The sequence below is a fragment of the Halobacillus sp. A1 genome (assembly GCF_024189295.1).
GTDB lineage: Bacteria > Bacillota > Bacilli > Bacillales > Halobacillaceae > Halobacillus_A.
The window spans coordinates 41,583-53,894 of record NZ_JAIZEN010000010.1 but is presented as its reverse complement, the minus strand read 5'-3'; the positions used below and the strand labels follow the sequence as shown (position 1 = coordinate 53,894).

General features: G+C 40.4%; 13 protein-coding genes. 4 read left to right on the top strand and 9 right to left on the bottom strand.

Going from position 1 to position 12,312, the window contains the following annotated elements:
- Window positions 1-16 precede the first annotated feature (16 nt).
- The 6 genes from LF817_RS12015 to LF817_RS11990 form a co-directional block, all read right to left on the bottom strand.
- The gene (locus LF817_RS12015) at window positions 17-208 is read right to left on the bottom strand and encodes a hypothetical protein (RefSeq protein ID WP_253936067.1); all 192 of its coding nucleotides are present in this window, start codon (window positions 206-208) and stop codon (window positions 17-19) included.
- Between the two features lie 22 nt (window positions 209-230).
- Window positions 231-941, bottom strand: a complete 711-nt coding sequence (locus LF817_RS12010) for a metallophosphoesterase family protein (protein WP_253936066.1) — start codon at window positions 939-941, stop codon at window positions 231-233.
- A 662-nt stretch (window positions 942-1,603) separates the two neighbouring features.
- Complete coding sequence (locus LF817_RS12005) at window positions 1,604-2,740, bottom strand: mannitol-1-phosphate 5-dehydrogenase (protein ID WP_253936065.1); 1,137 nt, start codon at window positions 2,738-2,740, stop codon at window positions 1,604-1,606.
- Window position 2,741: 1 nt separating this feature from the next.
- Entirely contained in the window at window positions 2,742-3,179 is a 438-nt protein-coding gene (locus LF817_RS12000) for a PTS mannitol transporter subunit IIA (protein ID WP_253936064.1), read from the bottom strand.
- A gap of 18 nt (window positions 3,180-3,197) precedes the next feature.
- Window positions 3,198-5,297 (bottom strand): BglG family transcription antiterminator, encoded by a 2,100-nt coding sequence (locus tag LF817_RS11995; protein WP_253936063.1) that lies wholly within the window; start codon window positions 5,295-5,297, stop codon window positions 3,198-3,200.
- Between the two features lie 184 nt (window positions 5,298-5,481).
- A complete protein-coding gene (locus LF817_RS11990) occupies window positions 5,482-6,963 on the bottom strand; it encodes a PTS mannitol transporter subunit IIBC (protein ID WP_253936062.1) in 1,482 nt (493 codons plus the stop codon).
- A gap of 508 nt (window positions 6,964-7,471) precedes the next feature.
- On the opposite strand from LF817_RS11990, the gene ectA reads away from it, so the two are divergent.
- From ectA to LF817_RS11970, 4 genes are all read left to right on the top strand, one after another.
- Window positions 7,472-7,990, top strand: a complete 519-nt coding sequence (gene ectA / locus LF817_RS11985) for a diaminobutyrate acetyltransferase (RefSeq protein WP_253936061.1) — start codon at window positions 7,472-7,474, stop codon at window positions 7,988-7,990.
- Between the two features lie 45 nt (window positions 7,991-8,035).
- Complete coding sequence (gene ectB / locus LF817_RS11980; RefSeq protein WP_253936060.1) at window positions 8,036-9,316, top strand: diaminobutyrate--2-oxoglutarate transaminase; 1,281 nt, start codon at window positions 8,036-8,038, stop codon at window positions 9,314-9,316.
- A 45-nt stretch (window positions 9,317-9,361) separates the two neighbouring features.
- On the top strand, window positions 9,362-9,751 hold the full coding sequence (locus LF817_RS11975; RefSeq protein WP_253936059.1) for an ectoine synthase: 390 nt from the start codon (window positions 9,362-9,364) through the stop codon (window positions 9,749-9,751).
- A 437-nt stretch (window positions 9,752-10,188) separates the two neighbouring features.
- A complete protein-coding gene (locus LF817_RS11970; protein WP_253936058.1) occupies window positions 10,189-10,470 on the top strand; it encodes a DUF3949 domain-containing protein in 282 nt (93 codons plus the stop codon).
- Between the two features lie 36 nt (window positions 10,471-10,506).
- Here the strand turns inward: LF817_RS11970 and LF817_RS11965 are convergent, their stop codons facing one another.
- The 3 genes from LF817_RS11965 to LF817_RS11955 all read right to left on the bottom strand — a co-directional run bounded on the left by LF817_RS11965 (window position 10,507) and on the right by LF817_RS11955 (window position 12,235).
- A complete protein-coding gene (locus LF817_RS11965) occupies window positions 10,507-10,599 on the bottom strand; it encodes a putative holin-like toxin (protein WP_253936057.1) in 93 nt (30 codons plus the stop codon).
- A gap of 103 nt (window positions 10,600-10,702) precedes the next feature.
- Window positions 10,703-10,831 carry a YpzI family protein gene (locus LF817_RS11960; protein ID WP_253936056.1) on the bottom strand — a complete coding sequence of 43 codons (129 nt, stop codon included), beginning with the start codon at window positions 10,829-10,831 and terminating at the stop codon, window positions 10,703-10,705.
- A 120-nt stretch (window positions 10,832-10,951) separates the two neighbouring features.
- Window positions 10,952-12,235, bottom strand: coding sequence for a histidine--tRNA ligase (locus tag LF817_RS11955; RefSeq protein WP_253936055.1), 1,284 nt, complete (start codon window positions 12,233-12,235; stop codon window positions 10,952-10,954).
- Window positions 12,236-12,312: the final 77 nt, after the last annotated feature.

Sequence of the window (12,312 nt, the reverse complement as noted above, 5' to 3'; positions counted from 1 at the left end):
TCCATTTAAATGAAATCTAAGAATAATTTCCTTCGTTGTTCTGTTCCTTTTTCTGAATCGATTTTCTAATAATGTCTTTTAGGGCCGACAGCATAACCAAAATAGACGAAATTATAATTAATAGATTATCCTGGTTGATGGCAGCAATGAAAACTCCTGTGCCTGCCAAGAATAAGAGTGAATGAAATATGATAGATTTGTTGAACAAATTACTCTCTCCTAATAAGAAATCAAGCATTACGGTATTGAGCATGTACAATCTCATTTTTATATTTCTCAAAGTCGGGTAAGTCAGCTTTACGGGCTATTTCCAGTTCCTTGTCCTGATCATAGTCGACCCTGATGAATTGAATGGCAGGATGGCCATAGGAAGCATCTATAATGGCGTAGGAAGCTGAAGTTAAATCCAATGAATTTCCTACACTGCCAGGATTACACAAAATGCCGCGACTATAGGTGCGCAAAAATGTCGTATGAATGTCTCCATAGAACACAATATCAGGTGACTTCGTCTTTCCCGTCTGCTCACTATTTTCAAATAATGAGAGCTGTTTCTCCACAGGGTGAAAAGGGAGGATCCTTTCAAACTCACTTCGTGGCGAAGCATGAAACAGTCGTATCAAACAGTCATTTAGTTCTATATCGATATGGAACGGAAGAGAAGCCAGGTATTCATAATCCTCCTTAGTCAGTCGATCCTGAAACCATTGTATAAAATCATTTTCAGCGGGTGATTGTATAAAGACGTCCCAATTTCCCCGAACGACATGATCGCAATTGTCTTTTACGGATTGAATACATTCAGAACCTTGAGGTCCCTTTCCTATCAAGTCTCCCAAACAGAAAATCCGCTGTATTCCTCTTTTCCGAATATCTTTCAGAACTTCGTCTAATGCCGTTTTGTTTCCATGAATATCAGATATTACTGCAATTTTTGTCACGCGTACTCCACCTTGTTTTACATTTATATTCTATTAACTTACCTTCTTCCCTATTACTACCATTCTTTATAAATGATGTATTTTCCTTCTATTTCAAATAATAAGGCTCTGATAATTTACCGTTGTTAATATTCACATAAGCTCCCTTTAGTGGAATACTGAGTTTCGGACTGTTTCCGCCACAATAATAGCGCTTGAAGGTCTGGGAAATCACTCGCTTTCCATGGGCGTACGGTGAGCTTCCTCAGGCTAAAGCCCTCCGGGATCTCACCCTGTACTGTTCTCCCATAGGAGTCTCGCAATTTCCCGGACCTTCTTACTTTAGTGTGAATAAAGGAAACACGAAGAACAAAGTGAGTCGATGTTGACACATCTTACAGAAGTGAAGAAAGTTTCAGTAGCCGCTAAGCGCTGGAGCTGGATAGCCCCCCATGGGATATGACCCGATTCACACTCTATGTAATGGGAAGAGAGTGCTTAGTGAGCTTCCATGGAAAGCGAGCCATTCCCGTCCCTAACCTCTCAACAGATATCTCGAATTCAAGTCTCCAACTATCCTGCCATATTGTTAAATAACTTTTTTAGGAAAATCAACAATCACAACTAATAGAGCAAATATAAAAAAAGCAAGGGGACCTGAGAAGTCCGCCTTGCTGTCTATTCTAAATCAGTTGTTTTTCCACCAGTTTTAAAATTGCATGACCTTCAGGCAGCTCAGAAATTTTTTTCAATGTATCAATCGCACCGATTTCCTGAATCGATTGCTGAATTTCACGGGATTCTTCATCATTTGGATTATTAAACTGCAGGGCTGCTGCTATTACTTCTGCTAAGTAAGTCGGTTCCTCACCGATCCACTCAGCGTATTCCACTGCAGGTCGTATTAATCGATCTTTCGGGCCAAGTTTCCGCTTCGGCCCTCTGCCTACTCGCGTCACTTCATCCGAAATGCTAGGGTTCATGAAGCGGTCAATGATTTTATTGGTGTAGCTTTGGTGATCTTCCGGATTGAAGTCGTACTTTTTCATTAGTACCGCCCCCGTTTCCGCAAGGGTCCCCCGCACTTTCTCCAGAACAGTCTCATCTTCCATCGCACCCTTGATCGTAGAGTGGCCGTATTGACGCCCTAAATAAGCAGCAGCAGCGTGCCCCGTATTGACGGTGAACAATTTCCTTTCAATAAAAGGAGTAAGGTCCTCTACGTAAGTAATACCTTCAACTTCGGGCTTGTCCCCTTTAATGCCCGGCGTTTCAACCACCCATTCATAAAAAGGTTCCACTTCTACTGTCAAAGGATCTTCGTGGTTTTGATCAGGGACGATACGATCCACTGCGGCATCTGGGAATCCGACTGAGCGATCGAAATCACTCTTCTTCTCGATAGATAAGTTTTTGTAGACATGATCTCTTAGGACCGAACTGCCTCCGATCATATTTTCACAGGCAATAACGTTAATCAGACCTTTTTCTGAGTCGATACGCTTCTCCAGTCCTTTAGCAATCAACGGCGCAACCATAGGGAGGATATGTGGTCCTACGGCGGTAGTAACCAGATCAGCGTTTTCAATGGACTGTATGATTTCACCTTCCTGTTGTTTACTGTTCAAACCCGAAACATTCTCTACTTTTAAGGTTTTATTGCCGCCAGCTAAAATAACACGATAAGACTTTTCTTGATTCAATGCGTCTATCAAATTGTCATTTACATCTACAAAAATAGTTTCATAGCCTGATTGATCTAACAAGGCACCGATGAACCCCCTGCCTATATTACCTCCACCAAAATGAACAGCAAGCATATCAGCTCACCTCACTAAAGATCGCTAGAACTTCTTCCTTTGTTTTAGCTGCAAGAATTTTATCGATGTTTTCTTCTTCAGAACATACAATCGCAATTTGAGATAACACCTCTAAGTGCTCATCCCCTTTTCCAGCTATTCCAATCAATAGTTTGACGGTATTCCCTTCACCGAACTCTACACCTTTAGGAACCGTAACGATAGAAATACCTGTTTCCTTTACAGATTTTTTTGCATCTTCCGTCCCGTGAGGAATCGCTACACTATTTCCCATGAAGGTAGAAGTAAGCTCTTCCCGCTTCAACATCGACTCAATATAATCAGGAGTCACGTATCCCTGATCTTTTAAAATAGCTCCTGTGTAACGGATCGCCTCTTCCTGGCTGCTAAGATTCACATTTAATTCAATGTTTTTCGTCGTCAAAATATTTGTAGTCATACTAATCATTCTCCTTTTTTAAGATAATTCTTTTCTGAAAAATTGATGCAGCTGGTTAGATAAATAATGCATAATTCCTGATTCATCCTTTGATTCTAGTATCTGAATTCCTTTAGGATCTTCTACAATCAAAGAGCTTAGAAAACTCAGCACCTCTAGAGCTTCTTTATGAACTTCAAGAGGAGCTAACATAATCAGGAAGGTCGAAACCTCAACTTCATTACCATCCATCCCTTTCACATAAATAGGATGAGCCAGAGTGTAGACTGTAAATAGAGGCTGGGTCACTTCTTCGGCTCGCGTATGGTAAAGTGCAAGCTTTGTGCCGGGAATCCCGAGTCCTCCTGACTTTTCTCTTTCCAATAACAACTGGATAATCAACTCAGCATTTTTGATCCTGCCCTGTTCTTTCAAAAGATTGGTTGCTATAGTTAAAATTTCCTCTGTCGTTGTTTCCGAAACCTTATAAACAGATAAAGAATCAAGCAGTTGATGAACAGCTGTTGCATAGCGTTGAATAGACTGAACGGAAGTCTGGATCGTCTTCATCGTTTCATCCTCCAGGAGAGGTTTTTGAACGGGTTTGACCATCTTTGTTCGATTGGTCACTCTAATTCTCCTGATAGAATGCTCCACCTTATGGATATCAGAAGATGGCAGCATTGGACTGACAAGCACGTAATCCTCGAAGTCGATTAACCCTACAGTTGAAATTATAAGGTCAAAAACCGACGTATCGATCTTCTTTAAGTCGAACAGCGATTCGTGCTCCACTTCTTCAATCTCCTTGAACTGCTTACTAAGCTTAGCCGCTAATATTTTTGCCGTGCCAATCCCGCTTGAACAAACGACGAGAACTCTCAAGCCTTGATCTTCTTCGTTGTTCAATAGAGCCGATGCAAAGTGCATCACAAGGAAAGCCGTTTCTTCTTTAGGGAAGTTAAAATCGGGAAAAACGTATTCAACAGCTTCTTCTATCACTTTGAAAAGCTCTCCGTAATCCTGCTCTATTTGTTCTGTCAGAGGATTTTGTATATCCATCCGCTGTTGGATGCGATATACACTCGGCTTCAAGTGGACTACTAAATCATTCAAAAGATGATGGGAGGCATGCAGGTTGGTGCCCAATTCTTTTGAAACAAATTCAATCAGCTGCTTAGCTTTAAAAGCTACACTCAAGCTGGTCGCTTCCAGAAATGAATCTTGATTATACCGGACTTTTGCTCCCATCAAATGCATTGTGATGTAACCCGTTTCCGCTTGAGGTATATCTAGATCAAATGTTTTTTCCAACCTGCCGATTAATTCACTCGCTAATTCAAATTCTTTTGATTGCCTCAACTCGTCTAAATACTCTTCAGCCATTTCAATCATTTCACCTTGCTGAATACGTTCGATAGCGAGTGCCAGATGAATGACTAATCCTAAATAAGCGCTGTCAGCCAAGTCATAAGTTAAAGAGGATCGGATCGAATCTACATTTCGTTCTATTATAGTCAGTTTTTCTTTGTCTACGAGACCTAACAATTGATTGGATACTGAATCAACAGCAGATAACGATGAATTCCCTATACTTTCTCTTAGAATGTTCAATAAATCCAACTCATCCATATGACGCATAATCAAGAAGCCGATAGCTTCCCTGATTTTAGCCTCTTCCCCCTGAATTTCCACGCCATATCCCCGTTTCCGAATGAGAACGAGGTGAAAACCGAATAACTCCTCTTCGATTTTATCAAGGTCATTACTTACGGTAGCAACTGTTACGGCTAATTCGTTAGCTAAAGAAACAAGCTTTATAGGCTCTCTTGCTTCTAGAAGGCGCGAAAGAATTATGACATGGCGCTCTTCAGGGGTGTAATCTACCGTTTTTTGCTGGTTCAATTCCAACCTCATCGATTTACGAAGTGCAAAATCACCATGAACAACGAGTCCACTTCCCGCTTTTTTATCAAGCTTTAATCCATAATCTTCAAGAGCCTCTTCCACACCTTTCAAATCCCTATGAATGGTCCTTGAACTCACATCAAGGTCGTCCGCAATAAATTTAACAGTCACTTCGTTTCTGGAATTCAGTAAGAGTTCAAGAATTTTCCGTTCTCTACCCGTAAGATACATCCAGTTTTCACCTCCTCTCGTCGATGCCACTATTTAAATGCGGCAGAAATTTCTCTTTTATCATAATCCTGCTCATCCCTTGTCTACAACATAAAGTAAACTCAATCTCATCATTTTTATTGTTGACATAATTTAATAAACTTATTGAAAGAAAGAGCCTGAAACGGTTTCAGGCTCTTATTGTTTATTCGTCGGACTTCAACTCTTCTACAAGTTCATCGTATTTAGGACTGTTCAAGAAATTCTCTACAGAAATATGATAGGCGTGTGGAACTTTTTGAATTGCACGTTCTGTTAAGTCTTTATGGGTAATAACTACATCTACGTCTGAAGGCAAGTCATTGATCGCCATGTTGGTCACGTTAATATCAATGGAAGCCTTTTTAAATTTATTTTTTAATAAGGACGAGCCCATTGCACTTGAACCCATTCCTGCATCACAGGCAAAAATAATTTTCTCAACGTTTTCTCGATTCAAGGATGGTACTTCATCAGTAGCACGTTGCTCGTTACCTTCTTCGTTGTTGTCAGAAGTGGAATCTTTTGCAGCTAAGTTTCCGGATACACTGCTCTTTTTACCCTTCATTCCTTCCATCTTAGCTGTAGCTTCTGTTAAGTCACCTTCATCTTCTTGATTACTTGTTTTCAAAATCAATGCGGCAACAACAAAGGATACGACAGTAGCAATTATTACCCCTAAGAATACTCCTACATAGTCTCCTCTAGGTGTCATTAACCAGTAAGCAATAATACTGCCCGGTGACGGAGTTGCACTTAATCCTACACTGAACGCAGCAAAAGTAGCTGTACCACTGACACCACCGGCGATTGCTGCTAAAAGAAGAGCTGGTTTGGATAAGATGTACGGAAAGTAAATTTCGTGAATGCCGCCAAAGAAATGAATAATTGCGGCTCCAGGTGCTGTTTGTTTAGAAACTCCTTTTCCAAAGATCGTGAAAGCTAGAAGAATTCCAAGACCAGGTCCCGGGTTCGTTTCCAGTAAGAATAAGATCGACTTGCCTAGTTCCGATTGTTGACTGGCCCCGATAGGATTTAATATCCCATGGTTGATCGCATTGTTTAAGAACAGGACTTTTGCCGGTTCAATAAAGATGTTAACTAATGGAAGAAGATCGGCATCGATTAAGAATTGAACCCCTACTTCAAGCGCTTTCGTAATCCCTGTAATGATCGGTCCCATCACATAATAAGAAAGGATAGTCAATATCGTACCAAGGATTCCAGCGGAAAAGTTATTGACTAACATTTCAAAACCTTGCCGGACACGATTTTCAAGCAGTCGATCTATTTGCTTGATAGCGTAACCACCGATAGGTCCCATTATCATAGCCCCTAAGAACATCGGGGCATCTGCTGAGAATACGATAATCCCCATAGTTGAGATGGCCCCGACGACCCCTCCACGTAAACCATGAATTAAACGTCCACCGGTAAAAGCTATAAGAATAGGAAGTAAGTAGAATAAAATCGGATCAACCATTTGAGCTAAATCGGCATTCGGCAGCCAACCTGTTTCTATAAATAATGCTGTAATAATCCCCCATGCTATGAAAGCCGCGATGTTCGGCATAATCATTCCACTAAGGAAACTACCGAACTTTTGTACTTTGGCTCTCACACCTGACTTTTGACTTTGTTCAGCCATTTTAACACTCCTCATCTCGTTTTTTTCTTTGTGTAACTCTATGATAAAGCGGTTACAGAGACGTTATCAATACAATCTAAATGCATGTTTGACACAGAGAATGTTGCCAAAATTAAATTCACGCTGGAATGTGCCCAAAAACCGCTTCCAATGTGCTCATTCTGCGCTTTGTCGCTCAACCTCCCAAACCCGTTGATACACATAGGTTTGTAGAACAATTCAAAAAAATTAAAATTGCCATTTTTTTTAAAATCTTATGGATACTTAACAATGCTTAAGTAAACTAGAAGGAACACCTGCAGAGTGTGTGCTAAGTCCATTTATCGGGTTTAAAGCTGTTTTTTAGACATTAAGCTGGTTTGATAATATTCGCAGACCACACTATTATATAAATATTGACAACTACCAGATTTAGCTAAAAATAAGTCTGGCATATATGTCATGTGATTGGAAAATCAAAAGGAGGCCATTGTCATCAAAACTTTCAATTTAAAACAGGTGATCTTCTATGAATCGTAATACAGCTACAATCACAAGAATTGATGAAACGTTAACCTTCCAAAAACCTACAGTTGAAGACGGCTCTGCAATGTGGGAGCTCGTGGACAACTCATCCCTCGATCAAAATTCACCCTATAAATATATAATGATGTGTGAATTCTTTGCGGAGACATGTATTGTCGCCAAAGAGGACGAGAAAGTCGTCGGGTTTGTAACAGCATTTATTCCACCCGAGAAGAGCGATGTATTATTCATCTGGCAAATCGGCACTGACGAATCACAGCGTGGAAAAGGCATTGCCTCTCGCTTATTGAATGAACTGTTGAAGCGAGAGAGTTGTAATGATGTCCAATATGTTGAAGCAACCGTAACACCGACTAATAAAGCTTCTCAAAAACTATTCAAACGACTAGCCAGGGACCATGATACAGAATGTAACGTATCTGAATGTTTCTCAGAAGAACTCTTCCCTGGTGATGAACATGAAGAAGAATTGACGTATAGAATCGGACCACTTTCCAAATAGAACTTCGGAAAAATTCAATTAATGAATCAAGGAGGCTTTTTTGAAATGAAAAACGATCTAACCGTATTTGAACAGCTTGAATCAGAGGTGCGTTCTTATTGCCGCAGCTTTCCGACCATCTTTAATAAAGCTCAAGGTCACAAGATGTGGGACGTAGACGGCAAAGAATATTTAGACTTTTTCAGTGGGGCTGGCGCGTTGAACTATGGCCATAATGACCCGAACATGAAGAAGAAACTTATTGAGTATATTACGGATGATGGCATTACCCATAGTCTTGATATGGCTTCTACTGCCAAGAAAGACTTCCTGAATAAACTAAATGAAGTCATTCTAAAACCACGCAATTTGGATTATAAAGTGATGTTCCCTGGACCGACGGGTACAAATACGGTGGAATCAGCTCTTAAATTAGCCCGTAAAGTGACTGGGCGTACCGAGGTGATTAGCTTTACGAACGGATTTCACGGTATGACGATCGGTGCACTCTCTGTTACAGGAAACTCATTCAAGCGTAAAGGCGCGGGGATTCCTCTGCACAATACGGTAACTATGCCTTATGACCAATATATGGATGAAACTTCCGATTCTCTTGATTATTTGGAGCGTTACCTTGAAGACGGCGGCAGCGGAGTGGAAATTCCAGCAGCTGTTATCTTAGAAACGGTCCAAGGAGAAGGCGGCCTGAATACAGCAAGTAATGAATGGCTGAAGAAGCTTGATTCTATCTGTAAACGCTGGGGCATCTTCCTCATTATTGATGATGTTCAAGCCGGTGTCGGCCGTACAGGTACATTCTTCAGCTTCGAACCTGCCGGTATAACTCCGGATGTAGTATGTCTATCCAAATCAATCGGAGGTTACGGACTGCCATTTGCGATTACACTGATCAAGCCAGAGCATGATATTTGGGCTCCAGGTGAGCATAACGGAACATTCCGCGGAAACAATATGGCGTTCGTTACAGCAACTGAAGCTCTGAACTACTGGGATGACCCAAGTTTCGAGAAAAGCATTAAGGATAAAGCAGAGAAAATCACTGAATTTCTAGAAGGTTTAGTGAAAAAATATCCTGAAATGGAAGGGTACCGTAAAGGACGCGGGATCATGCAAGGAATTTCTTCTCCTATAGAAGGGTTCTCAGAAAAGGTAGCCGCGCTGGCCTTTGAAAAAGGTTTGATTATGGAAACAGCTGGAGCAGATGATGAAGTGTTCAAGCTTTTCCCACCGATCAATATTGATGAAGAAGCATTAGAACAAGGGTTCACCATTATTGAAGAAGCAGTAAAATCTATCGCAAAAGAAAAAGATTTAGTATCATCCTAATTTAAATCACAATAAACCATACAACAGGAATTGGAGGCTATATTCATGAAAGTCGTAAAACTAGAAGATGTACTAGGTACCGAGAACGAAGTTAAAGGTGATAACTGGACGTCCCGCCGCTTATTGCTTAAAAAAGACGGTATGGGATATTCCGTCCATGACACAACAATCAAAGCAGGAACTGAAACCCACATCTGGTATCAAAACCACTTAGAAGCTGTGTACTGCATCGAAGGTGACGGCGAAGTAGAAACAGTAAAAGACGGAAAGGTGTGGCCGATCAAAGCTAATGAAATTTATGCGTTGGATGAAAACGATGAGCACCTTCTCCGTGCGAATACGGACATGCGCATGGTTTGCGTATTCAACCCGCCCATCACTGGAACAGAAACTCATGATGAAAATGGAGTTTACCCGGTTGTAGATGATGAATAAATAATGTAAGAGACCTCCTTGAAAACTTTCAGGGAGGTCTTTTTTATCGTTGATGGTCACTTTCAAAAAGAAAGATCAAGCTTTTATCATAAATGTAGCGTAGCATCTGACATTCGAAATCGGTGTTTCCATACCATCTAATTATGGCAATGAGCTCCGGGAAATCGCGAGACTCCTGTGGGAAAAGAGTGCTTGGTGAGACCCCGGAGAGCGTTAGCCTCGAGGAGGCTCACCGCGCTCCCACGGAAAGCGAGTGATTTCCCGGAGCTCTAAACGCTGTCAATCATAAAGGAAACAGTTCGAATATCTCGAAACTGAGTCTTCTGCTATAGGTAGCTTATATGAATATCAACACGGAACTTTAACAATGCCAAATAAAAAAGCTGAAACGTTTAATCCAGGTCATTTGTAGGGAATTTTAAGAAATAAGGTTAGGGGTGTTATTTATTTTATTTGTCGTCGGAATGCTCTTAGCGATCTTCGGGTTTATTAATTTAGCTTTTATACCCGTGCAATACATTTACTTGAAAAATCTATCAGAGGATATAGGTGATAAGAGTCAGCAGAAATATTATGATGATCAACCCTTAGGAACACAATTGACTCATTTTCAATTACAAGGAAACTTTATCATCTTACCTGCTAATATGATCGCTACCTTCATTTACCGTCAAAGAAGAAAAAAAATTAAAAAACAAAAAAGTGGTGGGACGAAGTAAAAATTAGTGTAATAATCGAAGAAATTGTTTCCCAAATTACCCCTGATCATGGTCGTGGAACTTCAATATGGCAATCACTAATATGCTGAAATTAATCATTAACGTTAATACATCTGAGATATCCATCATGAGAAATCCCTCCTTACACATTAGCATCTCCCGCCCCAAGTTTGTCCTATACAAAACAATTGAAAAGAGCGACCTCTAGTGATGTAGAGGCCGCTCTTTTCAATTATCTTTCTTTTCTCTCTTCATCAGAACTCTCCATCTTTGTGGCTCCTGGATACGCTATATTTTGGTCGCGATCCGATTCCACTTTTCTGGATTTCTTCAGCTTTTTCTCTTGTCGGTCTTTTCCCATAACTACTCCTCCCTTCCCTCTTATTATGAAGAAAAGCTTATTGGTTCATGCTTTTTATTCAATTCAAAAATTTCGATTTCTAAGATTCCTATTCTGGCTTGTTGAACCTTTCACTCTCACTCAAAAGGAAAATGGTTCAGTTCTCTCTGCCCCACTCTCCATATCCTTTATACTAATTTGCTTTTTAAGTACTTCATCGTCCCCAACGATTACTACTTTACGCACCTTAAGTTCATTCGCTCTTTTCATGGCTTTGATCAATTTTTTCCCTGATAGATCGACTTCCACATTTTCACCTTTTTCTCTTAAATTCCTTCCGACTAACAAAGCTTCTTTCTCCCGGCTCAAAGGGATAACATAACTATCAATGACTGCTACATTCGTCATACCCGAAGAAGCTCCTTCTTTCATTGCGGCACAAACAGCATCTAACCCGAACGAAATTCCTACTGTAGAAAAAGTCTCTTCTGTACCGATTAATCCACCTATGGCATTATCATATCTGCCGCCTCCGCCTATACTCGAGGTGAATCCTGAACCTTGTATGAAGATTTCGTACACGGTGCCTGAATAAATTTCTAATCCTCTAGCTAAAAAAGGATTGAATATGCATTCCCCTTGTAAGCCCGCATATTCGATAAAGCCTGTTAATTCCTTCAATTCTTTGATACCTTGGTCAAGTTCTTCATTTAAACCAGTGTAAGACTCAAAGTAGCCAACCTCTAGATTATCTTCTGTATTCAAGAAGTTTTCAATTTTAGAAATGGCTTGTAGTGAAACCTGCTTTTCCTTTAACTCAGTTATTACTCCTTTCACTTCTATTTTGTTCAATTTATCAAGCGTGAGAATAACGGATTCTCGATCGTCTGCCTGGATTCCAAAAGAACTCAGCAGTCCATTGAGCAGCTTGCGGTTGTTATATTCAATCGTTACGTTCATTTCCAATTTTTCAAATGAATCTGCAGCCATCATCATTAACTCTGCTTCGCCCATTTGTGTTTCTACTCCTACTATATCTACGTCACATTGAGTGAATTCACGAAGTCTTCCCGTTTTGATAGGGCCATCCCTGAAAACTTTACCGATCTCATACCTCTTAAACGGCAGCTTCAAGGAGGGATTCATGGCTACTGCTTTTGCGAAAGGAACGGTCAAATCGTATCGCAGTCCCAATTCCCGCCCTCCTCGATCTGACAATTGATACATTTCTTCTAAAATCTCTGCTCCTCCAGCATATTTAGAAGCCAAGAGGTCTGTATAGTTTAATATCGGTGTTTCAAGCGGCTGACAGCCATATTGTATGAACACATCTTCCAGTGTTCTTCTTACTTTTCTTCTTACGATTTCTTCTCCCGGCAAAAAATCCTTAGTCCCTTTTACATTTTGATAGTTCATCTTCTTCATTTCCATTCCTCCTCTTAAAATAGCTTTCCTTAAACAGAGCTCTGCAAATAAAAAATGAACCGCACGAATTAAGAGTT

What these genes read in the sequence shown, in the direction of transcription:
- LF817_RS12005 (WP_253936065.1), bottom strand. Translation starts at nt 2,740, where the DNA reads ATGCTTGCTGTTCATTTTGGTGGAGGTAATATAGGCAGGGGGTTCATC.
- LF817_RS12000 (WP_253936064.1), bottom strand. Translation starts at nt 3,179, where the DNA reads ATGACTACAAATATTTTGACGACGAAAAACATTGAATTAAATGTGAAT.
- LF817_RS11995 (WP_253936063.1), bottom strand. Translation starts at nt 5,297, where the DNA reads ATGTATCTTACGGGTAGAGAACGGAAAATTCTTGAACTCTTACTGAAT.
- LF817_RS11990 (WP_253936062.1), bottom strand. Translation starts at nt 6,963, where the DNA reads ATGGCTGAACAAAGTCAAAAGTCAGGTGTGAGAGCCAAAGTACAAAAG.
- ectA (WP_253936061.1), top strand. Translation starts at nt 7,472, where the DNA reads ATGAATCGTAATACAGCTACAATCACAAGAATTGATGAAACGTTAACC.
- ectB (WP_253936060.1), top strand. Translation starts at nt 8,036, where the DNA reads ATGAAAAACGATCTAACCGTATTTGAACAGCTTGAATCAGAGGTGCGT.
- LF817_RS11975 (WP_253936059.1), top strand. Translation starts at nt 9,362, where the DNA reads ATGAAAGTCGTAAAACTAGAAGATGTACTAGGTACCGAGAACGAAGTT.
- LF817_RS11965 (WP_253936057.1), bottom strand. Translation starts at nt 10,599, where the DNA reads ATGATGGATATCTCAGATGTATTAACGTTAATGATTAATTTCAGCATA.
- LF817_RS11960 (WP_253936056.1), bottom strand. Translation starts at nt 10,831, where the DNA reads ATGGGAAAAGACCGACAAGAGAAAAAGCTGAAGAAATCCAGAAAAGTG.
- LF817_RS11955 (WP_253936055.1), bottom strand. Translation starts at nt 12,235, where the DNA reads ATGAAGAAGATGAACTATCAAAATGTAAAAGGGACTAAGGATTTTTTG.